General features: G+C 73.3%; 22 protein-coding genes. 6 read left to right on the forward strand and 16 right to left on the reverse strand.

What is annotated here, in order from left to right; translation table 11 throughout:
- Positions 1–67: 67 nt before the first annotated feature.
- Entirely contained in the window at positions 68–1,129 is a 1,062-nt protein-coding gene (locus OG871_RS14775; RefSeq protein ID WP_371497227.1) for an LLM class flavin-dependent oxidoreductase, read from the reverse strand.
- 470 nt (positions 1,130–1,599) lie between these two features.
- Between OG871_RS14775 and OG871_RS14780 the strand changes: the two genes are divergently transcribed.
- Together OG871_RS14780 and OG871_RS14785 are read left to right on the forward strand one after the other, a co-directional pair.
- Entirely contained in the window at positions 1,600–2,193 is a 594-nt protein-coding gene (locus tag OG871_RS14780; protein WP_371497228.1) for a DedA family protein, read from the forward strand.
- A 388-nt stretch (positions 2,194–2,581) separates the two neighbouring features.
- The gene (locus tag OG871_RS14785) at positions 2,582–3,844 is read left to right on the forward strand and encodes a hypothetical protein (protein WP_371497229.1); all 1,263 of its coding nucleotides are present in this window, start codon (positions 2,582–2,584) and stop codon (positions 3,842–3,844) included.
- 72 nt (positions 3,845–3,916) lie between these two features.
- Here OG871_RS14785 and OG871_RS14790 read toward each other — a convergent pair whose 3' ends face one another.
- The 3 genes from OG871_RS14790 to OG871_RS14800 form a co-directional block, all read right to left on the reverse strand.
- A complete protein-coding gene (locus OG871_RS14790; protein ID WP_371497230.1) occupies positions 3,917–4,627 on the reverse strand; it encodes a uracil-DNA glycosylase in 711 nt (236 codons plus the stop codon).
- A gap of 93 nt (positions 4,628–4,720) precedes the next feature.
- On the reverse strand, positions 4,721–5,854 hold the full coding sequence (locus OG871_RS14795) for a low temperature requirement protein A (RefSeq protein ID WP_371497231.1): 1,134 nt from the start codon (positions 5,852–5,854) through the stop codon (positions 4,721–4,723).
- Positions 5,855–5,940: 86 nt separating this feature from the next.
- Positions 5,941–6,720 (reverse strand): HAD-IIA family hydrolase, encoded by a 780-nt coding sequence (locus tag OG871_RS14800; protein WP_371497232.1) that lies wholly within the window; start codon positions 6,718–6,720, stop codon positions 5,941–5,943.
- 344 nt (positions 6,721–7,064) lie between these two features.
- On the opposite strand from OG871_RS14800, the gene OG871_RS14805 reads away from it, so the two are divergent.
- Together OG871_RS14805 and OG871_RS14810 are read left to right on the forward strand one after the other, a co-directional pair.
- Positions 7,065–8,024 (forward strand): lytic polysaccharide monooxygenase, encoded by a 960-nt coding sequence (locus tag OG871_RS14805; RefSeq protein WP_371497233.1) that lies wholly within the window; start codon positions 7,065–7,067, stop codon positions 8,022–8,024.
- A 36-nt stretch (positions 8,025–8,060) separates the two neighbouring features.
- On the forward strand, positions 8,061–9,131 hold the full coding sequence (locus OG871_RS14810) for a Gfo/Idh/MocA family oxidoreductase (protein ID WP_371497234.1): 1,071 nt from the start codon (positions 8,061–8,063) through the stop codon (positions 9,129–9,131).
- Between the two features lie 9 nt (positions 9,132–9,140).
- Here the strand turns inward: OG871_RS14810 and OG871_RS14815 are convergent, their stop codons facing one another.
- Positions 9,141–9,566, reverse strand: a complete 426-nt coding sequence (locus OG871_RS14815; RefSeq protein WP_371497235.1) for a type II toxin-antitoxin system VapC family toxin — start codon at positions 9,564–9,566, stop codon at positions 9,141–9,143.
- Complete coding sequence (locus tag OG871_RS14820) at positions 9,538–9,813, reverse strand: type II toxin-antitoxin system Phd/YefM family antitoxin (RefSeq protein WP_371497237.1); 276 nt, start codon at positions 9,811–9,813, stop codon at positions 9,538–9,540. Before OG871_RS14820 ends, OG871_RS14815 begins: the two co-directional genes overlap by 29 nt.
- Positions 9,814–9,934: 121 nt before the next feature.
- Between OG871_RS14820 and OG871_RS14825 the strand changes: the two genes are divergently transcribed.
- Both OG871_RS14825 and OG871_RS14830 read left to right on the forward strand, forming a co-directional pair.
- A complete protein-coding gene (locus tag OG871_RS14825; protein WP_371497238.1) occupies positions 9,935–10,228 on the forward strand; it encodes a DUF6412 domain-containing protein in 294 nt (97 codons plus the stop codon).
- A 94-nt stretch (positions 10,229–10,322) separates the two neighbouring features.
- Positions 10,323–11,018: a YidC/Oxa1 family membrane protein insertase gene (locus OG871_RS14830; RefSeq protein ID WP_371497240.1), complete on the forward strand. Its 696-nt coding sequence runs from the start codon at positions 10,323–10,325 to the stop codon at positions 11,016–11,018.
- A 66-nt stretch (positions 11,019–11,084) separates the two neighbouring features.
- Here OG871_RS14830 and OG871_RS14835 read toward each other — a convergent pair whose 3' ends face one another.
- The 10 genes from OG871_RS14835 to OG871_RS14880 form a co-directional block, all read right to left on the reverse strand.
- Entirely contained in the window at positions 11,085–12,140 is a 1,056-nt protein-coding gene (locus OG871_RS14835) for an adenosine deaminase (protein ID WP_371503312.1), read from the reverse strand.
- A 48-nt stretch (positions 12,141–12,188) separates the two neighbouring features.
- The gene (locus OG871_RS14840; RefSeq protein WP_371497241.1) at positions 12,189–13,502 is read right to left on the reverse strand and encodes a DUF445 domain-containing protein; all 1,314 of its coding nucleotides are present in this window, start codon (positions 13,500–13,502) and stop codon (positions 12,189–12,191) included.
- 36 nt (positions 13,503–13,538) lie between these two features.
- Positions 13,539–14,834: a nucleotide sugar dehydrogenase gene (locus tag OG871_RS14845; protein ID WP_371497242.1), complete on the reverse strand. Its 1,296-nt coding sequence runs from the start codon at positions 14,832–14,834 to the stop codon at positions 13,539–13,541.
- A 2-nt stretch (positions 14,835–14,836) separates the two neighbouring features.
- Positions 14,837–16,069 carry a glycosyltransferase family 2 protein gene (locus OG871_RS14850; protein ID WP_371497243.1) on the reverse strand — a complete coding sequence of 411 codons (1,233 nt, stop codon included), beginning with the start codon at positions 16,067–16,069 and terminating at the stop codon, positions 14,837–14,839.
- 119 nt (positions 16,070–16,188) lie between these two features.
- Positions 16,189–17,148, reverse strand: a complete 960-nt coding sequence (locus OG871_RS14855) for an ATP-binding cassette domain-containing protein (RefSeq protein ID WP_371497244.1) — start codon at positions 17,146–17,148, stop codon at positions 16,189–16,191.
- Positions 17,149–17,171: 23 nt separating this feature from the next.
- Positions 17,172–17,999: an ABC transporter permease gene (locus tag OG871_RS14860; RefSeq protein ID WP_371497245.1), complete on the reverse strand. Its 828-nt coding sequence runs from the start codon at positions 17,997–17,999 to the stop codon at positions 17,172–17,174.
- Entirely contained in the window at positions 17,992–18,834 is an 843-nt protein-coding gene (locus OG871_RS14865; protein ID WP_371497246.1) for an ABC transporter permease, read from the reverse strand. Before OG871_RS14865 ends, OG871_RS14860 begins: the two co-directional genes overlap by 8 nt.
- 395 nt (positions 18,835–19,229) lie before the next feature.
- Positions 19,230–19,925, reverse strand: coding sequence for a DUF1062 domain-containing protein (locus OG871_RS14870; protein ID WP_371497247.1), 696 nt, complete (start codon positions 19,923–19,925; stop codon positions 19,230–19,232).
- Positions 19,926–20,327: 402 nt separating this feature from the next.
- Complete coding sequence (locus OG871_RS14875) at positions 20,328–20,630, reverse strand: co-chaperone GroES (RefSeq protein ID WP_371503313.1); 303 nt, start codon at positions 20,628–20,630, stop codon at positions 20,328–20,330.
- 179 nt (positions 20,631–20,809) lie between these two features.
- Entirely contained in the window at positions 20,810–21,160 is a 351-nt protein-coding gene (locus tag OG871_RS14880; protein WP_371497248.1) for a DUF3618 domain-containing protein, read from the reverse strand.
- Positions 21,161–21,239 lie beyond the last annotated feature (79 nt).

Genomic DNA, 21,239 nt, shown 5'->3' on the forward strand with positions numbered 1-21,239 from the left:
ATCCCGGCCCGCGCCCGCCCCGGCGGCCGCCCTCCCCGGCCCGGCGAGCGCCCCCGGCCCGGCCGTGTCAGCCGGTCGCGGTCAGGCCGTAGGCCTCGGCGATCAGGCCGTACGAGCGCAGCCGGCGCTCCTGCCCGTGGATGTGGGAGGTGACCATCAGCTCGTCCGCCCCGGTCCGCTTGCGGAGCAGCTCCAGGCCGTCCGCGACCTCGCCCGGCGCGCCGAGCACCACGTTGGCGAGCCAGCTGTCGAGGAAGTCGGCCTCGGCGGGGCTGTAGGGGTGGTCCGCGGCCTCCTCGGGGGTGGGGATCAGGCCCGGCCGGCCCTGCCGGAGCCGCAGCATCGCCAGTCCGGCCGAGCGCGCGAGGTAGCGGGCCCGCTCCGCGTCGTCGGCGGCCACCGCGCTCACGCCGATCAGCGCGTACGGCTCGTCGAGCACCGCGGAGGGCCGGAAGCTCGACCGGTAGAGGTCCAGGGCCGGCACGGTGTTGGCCGCACTGAAGTGGTGCGCGAACGCGAACGGCAGGCCGAGCCGGCCGGCCAGCTGGGCGCTGAACCCGGAGGAGCCGAGCAGCCAGAGCGGCGGGCGACCGGCGTTGCGGGGGACGGCGCTCAGCCCGGCGTACGGGTGGCCGGGCGGGAAGTCGCCGTCCAGGAAGTGGGTCAGCTCGGCGAGTTGCTGCGGGAAGTCGTCGGCGCCGTCCGCGGTGCCCCGGCGCAGGGCCCGGGCGGTGGCCTGGTCGGTACCGGGGGCGCGGCCGAGGCCCAGGTCGATCCGGCCCGGATGCAGGGCCTCCAGCAGGCCGAACTGCTCGGCGACGGCCAGCGGGGCGTGGTTGGGCAGCATCACGCCGCCCGAGCCGAGCCGCAGCGTGCGGGTGTGGGCACCGAGGTGGGCGAGCAGGACGGCCGGGGTGGAGCTGGCGACGCCCGGCATGCCGTGGTGCTCCGCGACCCAGAAGCGGTGGTAGCCCCACTCCTCGGCGCTGCGGGCCAGTTCGGTGGTGGCCGCGAGGGCCTGGCCGGGGGTCGAGCCGACGCCGACGGTGGCGAGGTCGAGGATCGACAGCGGCGCGGGCGCCGTGCCTCGGGCGCGGCCGCGGATCGGGTCGCCTTCCACAGTGGTCATGCCGTCCGTCCTCCAGGTGCCGGGGAGCCGTTCTCCGTGCCGGTCGTGTCGATGGGGGAGACAACCGGCGGCGGCTCCCGGGTGTTCCCCGGCCCGGTGTCCCGGGCGCGCCGTCTCCTGACGCTCCGACAGCGGGCGGCGACGCCTGGCGACTTCACGCCAGGGCCGCAAGTCGCCAGGCCCGGGGGGTCGCGGGCGGGCGGATCGTCGGGCAACCTTGTTGATCAGTGCGGGCCACTCATCCAGTGCCGCGCTCATGCGCAAGATCGACGGGCTGGACCAGCGCCGTCCGATCGATGCGGGCCCCTGGGACGGACACCCCGACCCAGGGGCCGTGCCATGTCCGGACGGCCGCGAGGTCGCGGTGTGACCTGCGCCACCGGGGGTGCTTCATGGCATGAAACGTCGACCCGCTAGCGTTGTCCCTCGCAGCTGCTCTCCCCTGGGGGCGGTCTGGAGGGAGTACGACCTTGGACGCCGCCGCCGTCATCGGCTCATCGTGGATCTGCGCCTTGGCACTCTGCGCCGTGCTCGGCGACGCCTTCCTGCCGTTCATCCCCAGTGGCAGCCTGGTGATCCTCGCCGTACTGAGAACCTCCCAGGTCGACGGAGCGCCCCTGCTGCTCGCGGCCGGGGTGGCGGTCGCGTCCTTCCTCGGCGACCTGCTGCTGCTGAACCTGGCCCGGCGCGGCGCGCCCGCCGTACAGCGCCGCCTGGAGCACCGCCCGAAGCTGGCGGCGAGTGTCGAACGGATGCAGCGCAGCTTCGCCGGGCGCTCCAGCCGGACGGCGGCCGCGATCGTGATCATCGCCCGGTTCGTGCCCGCCGGGCGGACGGTGCTGGACCTCGCGGTGGGGCACTCCCCCGACCGGTCCGGCTTCCTGCGCTGGTCCGCCGTGGCCGCGCTGCTCTGGGCCGCGTACATCGTCAGCCTGGGGTGGCTGAACAGCCACTGGTTCGACACCGCGTGGCTGAGCCTGGCCGTGTCGTGCGCGGCGGCCACCGCCGTCAGCACCGTGGTGGCCCGCTGGGCCCGGCGGCGCCGGGTCGCGGTCGCGGTCTGAGCCCTCGCCGGCCCGCCCCCGGTCGACCCGGCCCCTCGCCCGCCCGGCCCTCGCGCACCTGATCCCCCGTCTTCCCGGCCCTCGCCCGGCGCGGCCCGAGCCGCCGTCACCCGAGCCGCCGTCACCCGGGCCGTGGCGGCGGCTCCGTGGGCTCCGGTTCTGTCCCGGAATCGCAACAGAAACGGGCCCGCCGAATCCGCGCCCGAGTCCGGTACGTGTGAGCCGGTGACGGGTACCCCGAGGCTGACCGCTCCCAGGCGCTCGTGACATCCTGTGGATGCCAATACGGATCAAATGTCCAGTTTTGCTATCACTTGACCTCCGGAGAGCCTGCGGGTTCCCCGGAGGTTCGCCGAGCAGTCGGACTCATCGCGGCAGGGGAGACCACATGAGCAGCATCTCGCGCAGGACAGTGCTGAGTGCCACGGCGGCCACCGCGGCACTCGGGGCGGTCACCGCCTGTTCCGGCGGCGGGTCCGGCCGGGCCTCGCTCCCCGGGTCGGACAGCAAGGGGTCGGGTGGACCGGGCACCGCCACCGCGAAGGAGTCCCCGAAGGGCACCCCGATCGGCGACGGTTCCACCTCCGACACCGGTCCGCAGCCGAACCAGCCCAAGCCCGAGAAGCTGAAGCCCGGTGAGACGCCCCCGCAGTTCGTGGTGTTCTCCTGGGACGGCGCCGGCGCCACCGACGACGGGCAGTTCGCCCGCTTCCTCAAGGTCGCCGCCGACCACAAGGCCGCGATGACCTTCTTCCTGTCCGGCATCTACACGCTGCCGAAGGAGAAGTCCGGCCTCTACCAGCCGCCCAAGCACCCGGCCGGCGCCTCCGACATCCCCTACCTCTCGGCGGGCGCGGTCAAGAACACCGTCAAGCTGATCAGCCAGGCCTGGTCGGCCGGCCACGAGATAGGCACCCACTTCAACGGACACTTCTGCTCGACCCGCGCGGACGGCAACGGCGTCAACAAGTGGACGCCGGAGGACTGGGAGAGCGAGATCGAGCAGGCCGTCTCCTTCGTCACCAAGTGGCGGACCAACACCGGCTTCACCGACGTCGACCCGCTGCCCTTCGACTACCGCAAGGAGCTGATCGGCGCCCGCACCCCCTGTCTGGAGGGGCAGAAAGCGCTGCTGCCGACCGCCGCGAAGCTCGGCTGGAAGTACGACGCCAGCTCGCCGGGCGGCCTGCAGATCTGGCCGCAGAAGGTCCAGGACGGCAAGATCTGGGACTTCCCGCTGCAGGGCCTGCCGTTCCCCGGGCACAACTTCCAGGTGCTCTCGATGGACTACAACATCCTCGCCAACCAGTCCGGCGGCAGCACCAAGGGCGACCCCGCCCGGTACGCGGACTGGCGCACCCAGGCCCGCGACGCGTACCTGGCCGGCTTCGACCGCGCGTACACCACCAACCGGGCGCCGCTGTTCATCGGCAACCACTTCGAGCAGTGGAACGGCGGGATCTACATGGACGCCGTCGAGGAGACCATCAGGACGATCGCCGCCAAGCCGGACGTCCGGCTGGTGTCGTTCCGGCAGCTGGTGGAGTGGCTGGAGGTCCAGGACCAGTCGACGATCCGCAAGCTGCGCACGCTGGGCGTCGGCCAGGCGCCCGCCGGCGGCTGGGCCGGATTCCTGGGCGCCGCGGGCTGAGTGCCGCCGAGCGGAGTGTGGGCGGCCCACACTCCGCTCCCCCGTGCGTGGCGGTGGCCCCCAGGGCGGGCGTCAGGCCGAGAGGTTCGGCACCTGCCAGTCGACCGGCTCGCTGCCGAACTGCTCCAGCGCCTGGTTGATCTGCGAGAACGGGCGGCTGCCGAAGAACAGCTTGGCCGACAGCGGCGAGGGGTGCGCCCCCTGCACCACCACGTGCCGCTCGGTGTCGATCAGCGGCAGCTTCTTCTTGGCGTAGTTGCCCCAGAGCACGAAGACGACCGGCTCCTCGCGCGCGCTGACCGCCCTGATCACCGCGTCGGTGAACTTCTCCCAGCCCTTGGCCTTGTGCGAGTTCGCCTCGTGCGCCCGCACCGTGAGCACCGCGTTGAGCAGCAGCACCCCCTGCTCGGCCCAGGGCATCAGGTAGCCGTTGTCGGGGGCCGGGACGCCGAGGTCGGCGTCCAGCTCCTTGAACATGTTGCGCAGCGAGGGCGGGGTCCTGACCCCGGGCAGCACCGAGAAGCTCATGCCGTGCGCCTGGCCGTTGTCGTGGTACGGGTCCTGGCCGAGGATCAGCACCCGGACCTTGTCGTACGGCGTCGCCTCCAGCGCGGAGAACTCCTGCCCGGCCGGCGGGAAGACCTCGTGCTCGGCCCGCTGGGCGGCCACGAAGGCGTCCAGCTCGGCGAAGTACGGCTTGTCCAGCTCGTCCGCCAGCACCTCGCGCCAGGACTCGGGCACCTGAAGCGCAGTACCCACGGCCACCTCGGCAACATCCGTCACGACATCAACCTCCCACCACCGGACGCGAACCAGCACGGCCGCCCCGGACGCACGACTTCCTTCGACACAGAACGCTACACAGCCCCACCGACACTACGCGGCCGCGCCCGCCGACCCGGACCGCGCGGAGCGCCGCACCCGCAGCTGCTCCCAGGCGTTGAGGCCGACCAGCACGGCCGCCAGCACCCCCAGCGCCGCCAGGGCCGGCAGCCGGACCATCAGCGGCAGCAGCACCAGCACCAGCGCCGCGGCCGCCAGTCTGGTCGGCGAGACCACCCCGAACATCATCTTTCGGGTGTAGCAGAAACTCAGCAGGTACAGCGCGCAGCCCCCGTACAGCAGCCCGAGCGGGCCCGCCCCCAGCGCCGCACCCGGCTCGGCCACCGTCTCGCCGAAGCCGACGGCGACCGCGATCACCCCGGCGATCAGGGCCAGGTGACCGTACGAGAAGACCCAGCGGATCAGGTCCCGCCGGGACTCGGCCCGCTCCAGCGCGAACCGCATCGCGTCCGCGGCGTACCCGAAGTAGAGCCACCACAGCCCACAGGAGATCACGAAGGCCAGCGCCACCGAGACCAGTTGGGCCGGGTGCAGCCGCGACTGGGCGACCGGGCCGCCGATCCCGACGATCGACTCGCCGAGCGCCACCAGCAGGAAGAGGCCGAACCGCTCCGGCAGGTGCGCCGGGTCGTACCGCACCTTGGCCAGCCGGCTCCGGAAGGCCAGCGGGGCGGCCAGGTCGCAGCAGGCCGCCAGCGCCCACAGAGCCACCCGCGGGCCGTCCTCCACCAGCCCGCCCGCCACCATCAGCGGCCCGCTGACCAGCGCGCCGACCCCGTACGGGCCCTGCCAGGCACCCCGGATCCGGCCCACCTGCGCCAACAGCACCAGCCGCGAGAGCCAGTACGCCGCGCCGAACAGCACGCCGCGGGAGCCGTACGCCCCGGGCAGCGCCAGTGCCATGAACAGCCCGCCGAGGCCGACCGCGAAGATCCCCAGCCGGCCGCCGACACCGTCCACGTCCCGGATGTTCGCCTGCACCGTCGTCCCGACCCAGCACCAGTACACGGGCACGAACGCGACCAGCGCCTCGCCGACCCCCGCCCAGTCGTGGTGGTGGTGCAGCAGCTGCGACACCTGGGTGACGGCGAACACGAAGACCAGGTCGAAGTAGAGCTCCGCCCAGGTCACCCGCTTCTCGCCGGTCCCCACCGGTTGCTCGCCCACGAATTTCCCCCCTCGTACCGACGAAGCCCCGCCGCCCCGGGCAGGGGCGGCAGGGCTTCGGGTACCGACCGGTCGGTCCCGGTCGGTCAGATCTGGTCGATCAGGTCGGCGATCGACTTGACCACCCGGGTCGGGCGGTACGGGAACCGCTCGACGTCGTTCTCGGCGGTCAGACCGGTGAGCACCAGGATGGTCTCCATACCGGCCTCCATGCCCGCCACGATGTCGGTGTCCATCCGGTCACCGATCATGACGGCGGACTCGGAGTGTGCACCGGCCGTGTTCAGCGCCTCCCGCATCATCAGCGGGTTGGGCTTGCCGACGAAGTACGGGTCCACCCCGGTGGCCTTGGTGATCAGCGCCGCGACCGAACCGGTGGCCGGCAGCACGCCCTCGGTGGACGGGCCGGTCTCGTCCGGGTTCGTGCAGATGAACCGGGCACCGGCGTTGATCAGACGGATCGCCTTGGTCAGCGCCTCGAAGCTGTAGGTGCGGGTCTCGCCCAGCACCACGTAGTCCGGGTTGTTGTCGGTCAGCACGTAGCCGGCCTGGTAGAGCGCGGTGGTCAGACCGGCCTCGCCGATCACGTACGCCGTGCCGCCCGGGCGCTGGCCCTTGAGGAACTTGGCGGTCGCCAGCGCGGAGGTCCAGATGCACTCCTCCGGCACCTCCAGGCCCATCCCGGCGAGGCGGGCACTGAGGTCGCGCGGCGTGTAGATGGAGTTGTTGGTCAGCACCAGGAACGGCTTGCCGGACTCCCGCAGCCGGCGGAGGAACTCCTGCGCCCCGGGGATCGGGGTGCCCTCGTGGATGAGGACGCCGTCCATGTCGGTCAGCCAGGATTCGATGGGCTTGCGGTCTGCCACGTGCGTGTCTCCAGAGCTCGTGCGGTGGTCGTACGGAAACTGCACCCCGCCGCCCGGGGCACCCGGTCGGCCGGGTCACTGCTGGCTGCCCCAACGGCACCACCCTAATCCGCACACCTGCCCGACGGCAGTACCCGCCCGCCCACCGGACGAGGGCGGCCTGCCGGCCCGCTGCCTCAAGGCTCCATTAAGCCGTCCCTAACGCCGCTGAGCAGCCGTCATTTCCCGTCCCGGCCCGGCTAGCTTCGTCCCCGGGGCACCCCCACTCCCTGCACCCACCCTCATCCCCGTCCCGGCCGCTCCCGCGCACCCGGCCCGGACGGACCACCCGAAGGAGCACCGCCATGTCCGCCCGCCGCCTCACGGCCACCGCCGTGGCCCTCGCCGGCTGCGCCCTCGCCGGCACCCTCGGATCCGGTACCGCCTCGGCGCACGGCTCGATGCAGAACCCGCTCAGCCGGGTCGAGGGCTGCTACCTGGAGGGCCCCGAGCATCCGAAGTCCGCCGCCTGCACGGCCGCGATCGCCGCCGGCGGCACCCAGGCGATGTACGACTGGAACGCCGTGCGGATCGGCACCGCGGCCGGCCGCCACCACGAGCTGATCCCGGACGGCAAACTGTGCAGCGCCGCCGACCCCGAGTTCGCCGGGCTGGACCTGGCCCGCGCCGACTGGCCGGCCACCAACCTCACCGCCGGGGCCGACTTCACCTTCCGGTACCACGTCACCGCCCCGCACCGGGGCACCTTCCAGCTGTTCATCACCAAGGACGGCTACGACCCGGCCAAGCCGCTCGCCTGGTCCTCGCTGGAGTCCGCGCCGTTCCTGACCGTCACCGACCCGACCGTCTCCAACGGCCAGTACGTGCTGCCGGGCAAGGTGCCGGCCGGCAAGAAGGGGCGCCAGCTGATCTACGCGATCTGGCAGCGCTCCGACAGCCCCGAGGCGTTCTACTCCTGCTCCGACGTGGTCTTCGACGGCAGCGGCGCACCGGCCGGCTCGGCGCCCACCCCCGCACCGGGCAGCGGTGCCACGCACAGCCACGAGCCGTCCCCGACGGCCTCCGCCGCGCCCGTCGCCCCCGCCGCCCCCGTCGCGCAGCAGGCCGGCGCCCTGGACGCCGCCCCGGCCACCCCGGCCACCCCCACGGACACCACCCGCAGCGCCGGCGCCGAGCTCGCCCAGACCGGCACCGGCCGCGCCACCGGCCTGGCCGCCTCCGTCGGCGCGGCCTTCCTGCTGGCCGGCGCCGCCGTCGTGGTGATCAACCGCCGCCGGCGCCGGCCGGCCGCCCACGCGCGCTGATCCGGCGTCACCGCCGACGCGTGATTGAGTAGGAGCATGACCACCTCGCCCCGCACTCCGTTCCGCGTCGGCCTGATCGGCTACGGCCTGGCCGGTTCCGCCTTCCATGCCCCGCTGATCGCCACCACCCCCGGACTGCAGCTGGACGCGGTGGTCACCGCCAACCCCGACCGCCGCGCCCAGCTGCGCCAGGAGCACCCCGGCGCCCGCGCCGTGGACACCCCGGCCCAGCTGCTCGCCGAGGCCGACACCCTCGACCTGGTGGTGATCGCCTCACCCAACCGCACCCACGTCCCGCTGGGCCGGGCCGCCCTGGCGGCCGGCCTCGCCACCGTGGTCGACAAGCCGCTCGCCGCCACCGCCGACGAGGCACTGGCCCTGTGCGAGCTCGCCGAGCAGTCCGGCACGCTGCTCTCGGTCTTCCAGAACCGCCGCTGGGACGGTGACTTCCTGACCGTCCGTCGTCTCGTCGAGGAGGGCGCGCTCGGCCGGGTGCACCGGTTCGAGTCCCGGTTCGAGCGGTTCCGTCCGAAGCCCAAGGCCGGCTGGCGCGAGCTCGCCGACCCGGCCGAGGTCGGCGGCACCCTGTACGACCTCGGCAGCCACCTGGTCGACCAGGCGATCACTCTGTTCGGACCGGTCGACACGGTCTACGCCGAGGTCGACACCCGCCGCGACGGCGCCGTCGTCGACGACGACGCCTTCCTCGCCCTCACCCACGCCGGCGGCGTCCGCTCCCACCTGTGGACCAGCGCCATCGCCCCGCTCGGCGGACCCCGGCTGCGGCTGCTCGGCGACCGCGCCGGGTACACGAAGTCCGGCATGGACCCGCAGGAGGCCGACCTGCGGGCCGGCCGCCGCCCCGGCGACGGCATCCCCTGGGGCGCCGACCTCCCGTCCCTGTTCGGCACCCTCGGCACCGACGGGGACTCCGCCCCCGTCCCCACCGACCCGGGCGACTACCCCGCCTACTACGCCGGCATCGCCGCCTCCCTCGCCACCGGCACCCCGCCGCCGGTCGACCCGCGCGACGCGGTCGCCACCCTCGCCGTCCTGGAGGCCGCCCGGGCCTCCGACGCCACCCGCTCGGTGGTCCGGCTCGGCTGAGCCGCCCCCTCAGACGCCGATGACCTCGACAGCGCTCTCCAGCCCGCGGAAGTCGGCCGTGTTCCTGGTATAGAGCGGGAGATCGTGCGCCGAGGCGATCGCCGCGATCATGAGACCAGGACGACGCGGCCGCGGGTCCCGCTTCGCTGCCACGGTGAGGGCGACCAGCGTCCCGTAGCGGGAGGCGGCCGCAGCGTCGAACGGCAGCGGGTCGAACTCCGCGACGGCCGCCGTGAGAATCTCCAACCGGGCGGCGCGGCCGAGCGCGTCCTTCGCCATGGCCACGCCCTGCTGCAGTTCCGCCAGAGTGACGGCGGTCAGCTCGGGCGTGGCCGGGAGCGTCGCCGGTTCGAGCTCCGCCAGGTCGATGTAGGTACGGGTGTCCAGGACTCCGCTCGGGCGCCGCTCAGCCACGGCTGCGCTCGAACGGGTCATCGTCGCCCACGGTGTCGGCCCCGAAGAACTCGTCCGCCTCTTCGCGCATCTGCCGGTAGTCGACCCTCGGCAGGCGGCTGTGCCTGGCCACCAGCTCCTCGGCGCTGAGCCTGCGTCGGCGGCTCAGCGGCCGCAGCTCCGCGACCTCCGTTCCGTTCCGGGTGATGTGATACGTCTCACCCGCCTCGACCGCGTCCATGACGGCGGCGGACTGGTTGCGGAACTCCCGCTGGGTAATGGTCCTCATGGGCCCAATGTAGCCCCCCGTAGCACTGCACGCTACGGATGTGCCGACCGGTGCCGATCCGACGGAGACCGGCGTACCATCGCCGGGAGCCGTCCGCACACCTACCCCGAGGAGGCCGACCGTGTCCGTCGTCGCGCTGCTCCTCGGCGTGTTCCGGCTGCTGACCGGTGAGCTGCTGACCGGCTCGCCCGGGCTGACCGTGGCCGCCGCCACCGCCGCCGTGGTGCTGTTGTCGGGCGCTGTCGCCGGCACCCTGGCCGCCGCCCGGCTGCTCGGGGCGCGGGCCCCGGCCGCCGTCCGCAGCGGTGCGCTGCGCAGACGCGCCTACCGCACCGCCTTCCTTCCCCAGCGTGATCCGGACGCCCGCGGCCGCCGCCGCCCCAGGGCGCCGGGTGCGGCCCCGGCGGCCGCGTAACACCTGGTCCGGTCACACCTGGTCCGTACGGCCCGCGCGGCCGCCCTCCGCCGACCTCTCGCAGATCCGAGACCCCCGGAGGGCTCGCACTACCATGTCCCTTTTCGCCGTGCTCGACCCCGCCGTCCGCCTGGCCCACGACGTCGTCTCGTCGCTCGCCCAGGTGATGCCGACCGCGCTCGCCATCGTGCTGTTCACGGTCGCCGTCCGGCTGGCCCTGCATCCGCTCGCCCGGGCCGCCGCCCGCGGTGAGAAGACCCGGATGCGGCTCGCCCCGCAGGTCGCCGAGCTCAACCGCAAGCACAAGGGGAAGCCCGAGAAGCTCCAGGCCGCGATGGCCGAGCTGTACCGGGAGGAGAAGTCCTCGCCGTTCGCCGGGTGCCTGCCGATGTTCGTGCAGATTCCGTTCTTCTCGGTGATGTACCGGCTCTTCACCACCCCGAACGACCTGCTGGACCACACCCTGTTCGGGGTTCCGCTCGGCCTGCACGTGGGAGCCGTGCACGGTCCGGCGCAGCTGGCGGTCTTCGGCGCGCTGTACGCGGGGCTGGCCGCCGTCGGCTACGCCTCCTTCCGGCGCGCGCGCCGGCTCTCGGCCGGTACGACGGCGCCCGGTGCGGCGTTCGCACCGTACCTGTCGTTCCTCACCGTGCTCTTCGCCGCGCTGGTCCCGCTGGCGGCCGGCCTCTACCTGCTGACCACCACGGCGTGGACGGCGGCCGAGCGCGCCTGGCTGCACCGGGACCTTCCGGCCCGGACCGCGCTCGCCAAGGCCGCCCAGGCCGCCTAGGAAGGTCCGAAACGCCCGGGAACCCGGACGGCGGCGCCCCCGCTCGGGGCGCCGCCGGTCGGCGCCTCAGCGCCAGGACGCCAGGTAGCCGTCGATCTCCCCGGTCAGCCGGGCCTTGCCCGCCTCGTCCAGGAAGGAGGCGTCGACGGCGTTCTTCGCCAGCGCGGCGACCCCGGTCTCGTCCAGGCCCAGCAGGCGGGCGGCGACCGCGTACTCGGTGTTGAGGTCGGTGCCGAACATCGGCGGGTCGTCGCTGTTGACCGTCACCAGCAGCCCGGCGTCGACCATCTGCCGGATCGGGTGCTCCTCCATCCGCTCGACCGCGCGGGTGGCGATGTTGGAGGTCGGGCAGACCTCCAGGGCGATCCGGTGCTCACCGAGGTGGTCGATCAGCGCCGGGTCCAGGACGGCCTGGGTGCCGTGGCCGATCCGCTCGGCACCCAGCATCCGGATCGCGTCCCAGACCGTCTCGGGGCCGGTGGTCTCCCCGGCGTGCGGCACGCTGCGCAGGCCGGCCGCCCGGGCCCGGTCGAAGTACGGCTTGAACTGCGGGCGCGGCACCCCGATCTCCGGGCCGCCCAGGCCGAAGCTGACCAGACCCTCCGGGGCCAGGTCGACGGCGAGGCGGGCGGTCTCCTCGGCGGCGGCCAGTCCGGCCTCGCCGGGGATGTCGAAGCACCAGCGCAGGACGACCCCGAGGTCCTTCTCGGCCGACCGGCGGGCGTCCTCGATGGCCTCCATGAAGGCCACGTCGGGGATGCCCCGGCTGACCGAGGAGTACGGGGTGATGGTGAGCTCGGCGTACCGGATCTGCTGGCGGGCCATGTCCTCGGCGACACCGTAGGTGAGCGCCCGGACGTCCTCGGGGTCGCGGATCAGGTCGACCACGCTCAGGTACACCTCGATGAAGTGCGCGAAGTCGGTGAAGGTGAAGTACTCGGCGAGCGCGGCCGGGTCCACCGGCACCTTGGTCCGCCCCTCGTGCCGGGCCGCCAGCTCGGCCACCACCCGGGGCGAGGCGGAGCCGACGTGGTGGACGTGCAGCTCGGCCTTGGGCAGGCCGGCGATGAACGCCTCGATTCCGCTCGTTCCTTCAGGCACCCTGACGCTCCTTCGTCGCATTCCGGACAGCTCTCGCACCATCGTACGGATCATCGGCCCGGGCCCGGTTCAGCCGCCCAGTGCCCTGGCCACCGTGTGGATCAGCAGTCCGGCCAGGGCGCCGACCACGGTGCCGTTGATCCGGATGAACTGCAGGTCGCGCCCTACGTTGGCCTCGATCTTCCGGGAGGCGTCGTCGGCGTCCCAGCCGGCCACCGTGTCGGAGATCAGCGAGGTGATCTCCTCGCGGTAGGTCTCCACCACGTACTGGGCGGCGTCCTGCAGCCAGCCGTCGGTCTTGGCCTGCAACCGGGCGTCGGTGGCCAGCCGCTGCCCCAGCCGGCGCAGGGCGTCCCGCAGACGCTGCCGCAGCTCGCTGTCCTCGTCCTCCGCCGCGGTGAGCACCAGGGTGCGCACCGCCGTCCAGGCGGAGGCGATCAGGTCCTGCACCTCGTCGCGGGCCAGCAGGTCGGCCTTGGCCCGCTCGACCCGGGCGATGGTGTCCGGGTCGTGCTGGAGTTCGTCGGCGAACTCGGCGAGGAAGTCGTCGACGGCGCCGCGGGCGGCGTGCGCCGGGTTGTCACGGACGTCGGTGACGAAGCGCAGCAGCTCCTTGTAGACCCGCTCGCCGACCTGGTGGTCGACGAACTTCGGCGTCCAGCCGGGGGTCTTGGCGGTGACCCGCTGCACCACCTCCTCGTGGTGCGCGGACAGCCAGTGGTGCGCCCGGACGATGATCAGGTCGACCACGCCGTGGTGACCGCCGTCGCCGACCACCCTGGCCAGCAGCCGGCCGGCCGGCTCGGCGACCGAGGTGGCCGCGGCCCGCCGGGTGACGGCCTCGCCGACCACCGCCTGGATGTCCTCGTCCCGCAGCACGGCGAGCACCCCGCGCAGCGCGGCCGCCGCCTCCTTGGTGACCCGCTCGGCGCTGCCGGGAGCGGCCAGCCACTCGCCGAGCCGCCGGGCGACGCCGATCGCGCCGAGCCGGGCCCGGACCACCGGTGCGGAGAGGAAGTTGTCACCGACGAAGTCGCCGAGCGAGCGGCCGAAGGCGTCCTTCTTGGTGGGGATGATCGCGGTGTGCGGGATCGGCAGCCCGAACGGCCGCCGGAACAGCGCGGTGACCGCGAACCAGTCGGCCAGCGCGCCGACCATGCCGGCCTCGGCGGCCGCCGCGACATAACCGGCCCAGGCACCCGCGCCCGCGGCATCGGCCCAGGTGGCCAGGGCGAACACCAGCGTGGCGAAGGCCAGCAGACCGGTCGCGAAGGCCTTCATCCGCCGTACGCCCCGGTGCTTCTCCTCGTCCGCCGCGGTGAAGCTGACACCGGGGGCGGGCCGGGGCGGCTCGTCCTGGCTCACTCTCTGATCAAGGGTCACCCGGACAGTCTGCCCCGCCGCCCACCGGTTGCGGCCTCAGACCCCGCCACCGCCCAGCACGATCCGCCGCACGCCCTCCCAGCGGGCCGGATCGGTGATCCGCCGGCCGTCCAGCAGCACCCGGACGCCGGGGAAGTCCACCGAACCGAGCTCCCGGTACTCGGGGTGGTCGGCCTGGATCACCAGCGCGCCCACCGGCTTGCCCTCGTCGGCGGGCAGCCCGAGCGCGGCGAGCTCCTCCGGGAGGTACAGCGGGTCGCTGACGTACGGCTCGGCCCCGGCCGCCCGCAACGCGTCCACCAGTGCGAACACCCCGGACTGCGTGGTCTCCCGGACCCCGCCGCGGTACGACGCGCCGAGCACCCCGACCCCGACGCCGCCCAGCGGACCGAGCGCCCCCTCCAGCAGCCCGACCGCGTACCCGGGCACCGCCTCGTTCGCCTCCCGCGCGGCCCGGACCACGCCGGCGTGCGGGTCGTTCCACAGGTAGAGCCGCGGATGGACCGGGAGGCAGGGGCCGCCGACCGCGATGCCGGGCCGGTGCAGATGGCTGTACGGCTGCGAGTTGCAGGCCTCGATCACCTGGCCGAGGTCGACCCCGACCCGGTCGGCGTACCGGGCGAACTGGTTCGCCAGGGCGATATTGACGTCCCGGTAGGTGGTCTCGGCGAGCTTGGCGAACTCGGCGGCCTCGGCCGAGTCCAGCGGCCAGACCCCGTTGGGGTGCTCCAGGTCCGGGCGCGGATCGAAGTCCAGCACGGACCGGTAGAACTCGGCGCCCTGCTCGGTGGAGGCCTCGTCGATCCCGCCGACCAGCTTGGGGTAGTGCCGCAGATCCGCGAAGATCCGGCCGGTACGGACCCGCTCGGGGCTGAACACCAGCCCGAAGTCACGGCCCGCGACCAGCCCGGAACCGGCCTCCAGCCGCCGGGCGAACCGCCCCCGCAGCGTGCCGACCGGCAGCGGCGTCTCGTAGCTGACCAGGGTGGAGCGGCGCAGCCCGCCGGCCACCGCGTCGGTGGCGGCGTCCAGCGCCGAGAAGTCCGGGTCGCCCTCCGGGTGGGTGACCAGCGGCACGACGATCACGATCGCCTCGGCCCCGGCGGCCGCGGCGGCGGTGTCGGTGGTGGCCCGCAGCCTGCCGTCCGCGACCACCTCCGCCAGCCGCTCCGCCAGCTCGGCCTCGTGCGCGGACGGCGGCTGGCCCGCCGCGACGGCGGCCACCACCTCGGGCTGTGCGTCCGCACCGGCGACCAGATGTCCCTTCGAGGCGAACTGCACCGCCAGCGGCAGGCCGATCGCGCCCAGGCCCACCACACAGATGTCCCTCATGTTCAGCTCCCTGCCGCCTTCACCGGCCGGGCGTCCCGCCAGGCCCGGCGCCACCTGCGTGCCCTGCGCCCGACCTGGCGCGGCACCAGGCGGCGCCACCCCGGCGGCCGCACGGCGGGGCCTCCGGGAAGTTCGAACAGTGCGTCCGGCAGGGCGGGTGAGACCTGCCGGAACACCGGGTACCCCGCGTACCTGCGCCCGCCGCGCCGCACCTCGGGCGGCGGGCCGTGGACCGCCTCGTGGGCGATCAGGCCGCGCAGCGCGCCGAGTTCGCCGCGCTGGGCGAGCGCCAGCCGCAGCCGGTCGGCGACCGGCAGCCGGACGAACAGGCCGGGCGAGCAGTACCGGTCCACCAGCCGCCCGATCTCCCGGACGACCGCCCGCTGCTCCGGCCCGTCCAGGGCCAGGAACGGCTGCTGCAGCAGTTGGGGCAGCTCCCAGCCGAAGTACCGGCTGCGGATCGCGTCCCGCGTCGGGCCCGGTCCGGTCAGCTGCTCCACCACCTCCTGGACGGCCCGGATGCCGCGCAGCCGGTCCAGGGCCGGGGCCCGGCGGGCGGGGTCGGGGCGGCGCGCCCGGTGGTAGTAGCCGTAGTCGGCCAGCACCGAGATCCGCTCGGCGTGCAGCAGGGCCGCGACGGTGAACGGCCGGTCGGCGTGGACCGGCAGGTCCGGCCGGCGGCGCAGGCCGTACCGGGTGATCAGCTCGCGGCGGAAGAGCTTGGCGTCGGTGAGGGCCCAGAGCAGCGCGGAGTCGGTGAAGCCGACCTGCTCGGCGCCGGTCGCGAACACCCCCCGGCGCAGTTCCCGCCCGTCCCCGTCGACCTGCAGCGGCAGGACCACGTCGGAGCGCAGGCGGTCGGCGGCGGCCACCAGCCGTTCCAGGGCCTCGGGGCCGAGCCGGTCCTGCGCGCCGAGGTAGAGCACGTACCGGCCGTGGGCCCGAGCCGTGCCGAGATCGGCCGGGTCCGTCGGCTCGGTCCTCTCGGTGGGCTCGGGCCGGTCGGTGGGCTCGGGCCGTGGCCCGGCCGGCAGGTGCGGCCGGAACAGGCCGGGGTGCAGCGACGCGAAGCGCTCCAGCTCCGCGCCGCTGCCGTCCGTCGAGCCGCCGTCGACCGCCACCACCTCCATCCGCCCGGCCCCGATGGTCTGCGCGGCCAGTGAGGCCAGGCAGTCCGTCAGGTGGGGCAGGGCGTTGCGGACGGCGATCACGACACTGACATCGGGTACGGTCATCGGTTCCTCCCGCGCTGGCAGAGTCACCAGGTGACAACTGCCGTGGCGGTGGGCCGGTTACTGCGCTCACCCCAACGGATCAGCGCCGGCGCGGCGCCGCCCGGACCGGCCGGGGCGGATCAGCCGATCGCCACCTCCGCGTACATCCGGGCGATCACGTCCTCGATCGCCGGCTCGCGGACCGAGAGGTCGACCAGCGGGTAGCGGGCCGCGACCGAGGCGAGCAGCGGCGCCGCGCTCTCCTGCGCGGGGAAGGCCAGCCACTGGCGCGGGCCCTCCACCCGGACCACCCGGGCGCCGGGCACCTCGATCGCGGGCCGCGGCTCGGCCAGGTCGATCACCAGGGTGCGTTCGCTCTCACCGGCGGCGTGCAGACCGTCCAGGCCGCCGTCGTAGACCACCCGGCCGTGGTCGATCACCATCACCCGGCCGCACAACTGCTCGATGTCGGTGAGGTCGTGGGTGGTGAGCAGCACCGTGGTGCCCTGCTCGGTGTTGACCTCGCGCAGGAACGCCCGGACCCTGGCCTTGCTGACCACGTCGAGGCCGATGGTCGGCTCGTCCAGGTAGAGCACCTGCGGGTCGTGCAGCAGCGCGGCCGCCAGGTCGCCGCGCATCCGCTGGCCGAGCGAGAGCTGACGCACCGGGGTGTCCAACAGGTCTCCCAGGTCGAGGAGTTCGACGCAGCGGGCGAGGTTGGCCCGGTACCGGGCGTCCGGGATGCGGTAGATCCGGCGGGCCAGCTCGTAGGAGTCGCGCAGCGGCAGGTCCCACCACAGGGTGGTGCGCTGGCCGAAGACCACACCGATCCGGCGGGCCAGCCGGGTGCGTTCGCGGGCCGGGTCGACGCCGGCCACCCTGAGCCGGCCCGAGGTGGGGACGAGGATGCCGGTGAGCATCTTGATGGTGGTGGACTTCCCGGCGCCGTTCGGGCCGATGTAGCCGACGCACTCACCCGCGCCGACCGTGAAGCTCAGGCCGTCCACCGCCCGGACCTCGCGTTTCTCGCGGCGCAGCCGGCCCGCCCTGGTCCGGACCGTGAAAGTCCGCCGGACGTCCTCGAGTTCGATCAGTGCCATGTCCGACTCCCTTGTTCTGAAGGTCAGTTACCGGTACCGCGGTAGGCGCGCAGGCCGGCCCGCCAGGCCAGGGCCGCGGCCGCCACACAGAGCGCGGCGGCGATCGGCGAGGCGAACTGGAAGGCGGCGGGCAGGCCGAGCGGGTCGGGCTTGTCGAGGATCCGCAGCGCCGGAAGCCAGTTGACGAAGGCCAGCGGGAGGCCGAAGACCGTACCCGCGACCAGTTCCTTGGCGAAGATGGTGGGCGGGTACTGCAGCATGGTGGCGCCGCCGTAGGTGAAGGAGTTCTGCAGCTCCTTGGCCTCGTCCCACCAGAACTGCACGCTGGCGCCGCCGATGAAGACGCAGGAGAAGATCACCGTCCCGCTGATCAGCATCATCGGCAGCAGCACCAGGCGGTCCGGCGTCCAGTGCACCGACAGCTCGCTCAGCGACCAGAGCAGCAGTGCCCCGGCCTGCAGCGGCCGGCCGAGCCGGCGCAGCGAGAACCGTTCGGCGCACAGCTGGGCCAGCGCCGGCGCGGGCCGGATCAGCACGATGTCCAGGGTGCCGGCGCGGATCCGCTGGCCCAGCGCGTCGATGCTGCCCACCAGCAGGTTGGCCATCCCCAGCGCGAGGCCCGACGTGCCGTACAGGAAGGCGAGTTCGGGCAGCGTCCAGCCGCCGAGCGTGTCGGTGTGCCGGAACATCAGCACCAGCACCACGAAGTCGAGCGAGTTGGTGGCGATGTTGGCGAGCAGCATCAGCGTGAACGAGACCCGGTACGCCATGATCGAGCGGGTCCACATCGCCGCCACCAGCCACCACGAGCGAAGCGCCCAACCGGTCCGCTCCAGTGCCGTCTCAGCCACCCTGGACCACCACCTTGCGGGTGGCCAGCAGCTGGACGCCCCGGCCGGCGGCCAGCAGCAGCACCGCCCAGCCGGCCTGGAACGCGAGGCCGGCCACCAGGGCGCCCCCGGTCCGGCGTTCCAGCAGGACGTCGGTGGGCACCGAGATCAGCGCGGCCCAGGGCAGCTCGACGGCGATCCGGCCGAGCCAGCCGGGGAAGAGCGCGAGCGGAAGCAGCATGCCGGAGAAGAACATCGACACCACCAGCATCACGGCCCGTACGCCCTCCGAGTCGTGCAGCCAGAAGCCGGTCAGCGAGACCAGGAAGCGCAGCCCGAAGCTGACCACCACCGCCAGCAGCACCGAGAGCAGGAAGGCCGCCCAGACCGCGGGATCGGCCGGCAGCCGGGTGTCGAAGACCAGGGCGCCGAAGACGGTCGGCACCGCACCCCGGGTGATCAGGTGGAACGCCGCCCGGCCGAGGTCGGTGGCCAGCCACCAGCCCTGGAAGTCCACCGGGCGGTACAGGTCGACGGCGATGTCCCCGGTCCGGAACCGGTCCTGCACGTCGTCCTGGAAGCCGCCGCCCCAGACCGCGACGGTGACCAGCAGGGCCTGGCTGATCCAGATGTAGCTGACCGCCTGCTGCGCGTCGTACCCGCCGAGGCCCGGCCGGGCCTGCCACAGGGCGAGGAAGGTGTAGGCGAGGATGCAGCCGAAGACGGTGTTGGTGAAGGCGCCGGCCAGGGTGGCGGCCCGGTAGGTCGAGTAGCGGCGGAAGGCGCCCCCGGCGACCGCGAGGTAGAGCTGAGCCGAGCCGCCCTCCACCTGCCTGAGCTGCGCTGTTAACGTCACACTATCTCCTTGTCGACTTATCGAAGCAGAGCTGTCCACACGCCCGGACAGCGCCGCCGGGTCGACGCTTGCAGAAATGCGCGAGGTCGCCAGGGCAGCCGGAACGGCCCCGACCGTCGGGCCCCCGGGGGTACCGGGGCGACGTGCGGAGCTGGTCCGAGGCGCTGTTCAGATGTGGGGTTCGACCGTATCGTCACCGATCGCGCGGCGCAGCCGGATTTCGACAACCCGCCGACCGGGCCGGCCCCGACGCCTTCCGGCCCGCGTCCTGCGGGTAGCGGAGCCCGGTCGACCGGATCGGGGCGGCTGTGGCGGGTGCGCGCGGAGCAGGGCCTCCGGTCAGCTCGAAGGCGTCTGCGCCAGGAGGCTGTCCGGGAGGCCCTGCCGTCCCGTTCCTACGCTCGCGCCGTCGCCGAGCGCGACAACTGCCGCGGCGTGTCGTGCCATCCGACGTGGCTCAGGTGAGCGCGCAGGTCGGTCGGAGCGCCGAGGAGCTTCGAGTGCTTCGCGGCCTCGACGGAACCGGGTCCGTGGATGGTGAGCTCGAAGTCCTGGTGCGCCTTGGCGTCCAGAGCCAGCGGCAGGCGGATTCGCCCGTCGCCGGCCATGCGTCGAATCTCGGTGCGGCTGAGCCCGAGCCCGCGCATGAGCAGCCGTTCGACGCGGACCGGCGCGGGCAGCTCGAAGCCGACCAGCACCGTGAGCGGTGTCGGGTCATCGAGTGCGTAGAGGGGCGTGCGGGTCTCCAGTTCCCAGGTGCCGGTCCAGTCGAGGCGGTATCCGTTCTTCGCGGCGAGCGACGCACTCATCGTCAGCTCCCGCACCACGGCCGGGTCGTTGGTCTCGTACGCCACCCGGCGAGCGGGCTCCAGCGACGAGACGTGGACGCGTTCGTGCACGGGCACCTTCGAGGTCCGGTCGCACGCTGCACAGCTCAGGAGAAGCCAGACGTCGAGGAGCTTGCCGCTCGCGTTGACGCGGATCTTGCCCGAGGGACGGTGACGCGTGCCGGAGCAGTCCGGGCAGGGTCGCACGACGGTGGGCAGGGCGGACTGACGCACGGCCCACCGGGCCTTGCGGTCGGTATTCATGGATGTGGTTGCTTTCAGGACTCAGCAGGAGCTCTCGCAGACCGGGCTGCGGCTCCTGGGATCTGACGGATGCACACGAGGGCGCGAGTCATCGCCTCGGGGCGCAGTCGTCAGGCTCCGAGGTCGATCGCGCGACAGGTTGGCTGTTGCTACGTGGCAGTCGTTACAGGTCCATGCGGGCGATCGTGATCGAGGCCACGGCCCGCAGGCAACTCATTTTCCGAGGGGTTCGAACGCTTCACCGGTCAGGTGCAAGAACTCCGGCCTCGGCGACGGCTGCGGCATCGGGGAGACCCACGGGGAGGCTTCGAGCCCTCCCCCGGCTTCCGGGAGAGGGCTCGAAGCGTTCACGCATCCGGTCGCAGGAGGTTCGGCCGGGCCCGCGCGGAGGCAGCCGGAACCTCACAGGTAGAGGCCGGTCGAGCCCTCCGTGTCACCGAAACGTCCCGCTGCCACGGCGTGAAGGTCACGCTCGCGCAGGAGCACGTACGTGGTGCCGCGCACCTCGACCTCCAGCTTGTCCTCCGGGTCGTACAGCACCCGGTCACCGGGCTCGACGGAGCGCACACTCTGGCCGACCGCCACGGCCTCCGCCCACGCGCACCGCTTGCTCAGCTCCGCGGTCGCCGGGATGAGGATCCCACCGGTCGAGCGGCGCTCGCCCTCGCTGCCCTCGATCTTCACCAGCACCCGGTCGTGCAGCATCCGGATCGGCAGCTTCTCCCCCAGCCGGTCGTGGCGGGGCTCATCGTGCTGCACACTCAGCTCGTCGTTCTTGCTCACGCCACCGACCGTACCCGCCCAGGCCCCCGGCGGTGGCGTCGCCCCGGCAACAGCACGGGGCCGAACGGATCACCACCCGCCCGGCCCCGGCCCGACCGTACTCAGTCCTTGCGGCGCCTGCGGGCCGACACCACCAGCAGCAGCACTCCGACGCCCACCAGCGCGACCGGGACGATCCGCTCCTTGCGCGGCTGCCCCTTCTCATCGGTGAACTGCGCCTTCACCTGGTCCAGCGCGCCGCTCGCCGCGACATACGCCCGACCGGCCTTCTGCTCGACCGAGGACAGCACCTTCGCCTTGGTCTGGGCGGCGATGGTCGACGGGTGCACCCGCATCGCCAGCTCGTCCAGGGTCGACGCGAGCCGGTCACGGGTCCGGGTGATGTCCGCCTCGATCTGCGCCGTCGACCGGGCCGCCTTGTCCTTCGTGCTCGCCTCGCCCACGCGGGCCACCCCTCTTCTTCCTGCCGTTGTCCGGTACGACAGGGCCAGTCTGTCAGCTCCCGGTCCGGGCCGCGCAGTGCCACCCACC

Source organism: Kitasatospora sp. NBC_00374 (assembly GCF_041434935.1).
Taxonomy (GTDB): Bacteria; Actinomycetota; Actinomycetes; order Streptomycetales; family Streptomycetaceae; genus Kitasatospora.

Excerpts from the sequence above, each read along its gene's own strand:
- OG871_RS14830 (WP_371497240.1), top strand. The coding sequence starts at position 10,323 with ATGTCCCTTTTCGCCGTGCTCGACCCCGCCGTCCGCCTGGCCCACGAC.
- OG871_RS14820 (WP_371497237.1), bottom strand. The coding sequence starts at position 9,813 with ATGAGGACCATTACCCAGCGGGAGTTCCGCAACCAGTCCGCCGCCGTC.
- OG871_RS14850 (WP_371497243.1), bottom strand. The coding sequence starts at position 16,069 with ATGACCGTACCCGATGTCAGTGTCGTGATCGCCGTCCGCAACGCCCTG.
- OG871_RS14875 (WP_371503313.1), bottom strand. The coding sequence starts at position 20,630 with ATGCTGCACGACCGGGTGCTGGTGAAGATCGAGGGCAGCGAGGGCGAG.
- OG871_RS14815 (WP_371497235.1), bottom strand. The coding sequence starts at position 9,566 with ATGACCCGTTCGAGCGCAGCCGTGGCTGAGCGGCGCCCGAGCGGAGTC.
- OG871_RS14855 (WP_371497244.1), bottom strand. The coding sequence starts at position 17,148 with ATGGCACTGATCGAACTCGAGGACGTCCGGCGGACTTTCACGGTCCGG.
- OG871_RS14775 (WP_371497227.1), bottom strand. The coding sequence starts at position 1,129 with ATGACCACTGTGGAAGGCGACCCGATCCGCGGCCGCGCCCGAGGCACG.
- OG871_RS14810 (WP_371497234.1), top strand. The coding sequence starts at position 8,061 with ATGACCACCTCGCCCCGCACTCCGTTCCGCGTCGGCCTGATCGGCTAC.
- OG871_RS14785 (WP_371497229.1), top strand. The coding sequence starts at position 2,582 with ATGAGCAGCATCTCGCGCAGGACAGTGCTGAGTGCCACGGCGGCCACC.
- OG871_RS14835 (WP_371503312.1), bottom strand. The coding sequence starts at position 12,140 with ATGCGACGAAGGAGCGTCAGGGTGCCTGAAGGAACGAGCGGAATCGAG.
- OG871_RS14805 (WP_371497233.1), top strand. The coding sequence starts at position 7,065 with ATGTCCGCCCGCCGCCTCACGGCCACCGCCGTGGCCCTCGCCGGCTGC.
- OG871_RS14845 (WP_371497242.1), bottom strand. The coding sequence starts at position 14,834 with ATGAGGGACATCTGTGTGGTGGGCCTGGGCGCGATCGGCCTGCCGCTG.
- OG871_RS14870 (WP_371497247.1), bottom strand. The coding sequence starts at position 19,925 with ATGAATACCGACCGCAAGGCCCGGTGGGCCGTGCGTCAGTCCGCCCTG.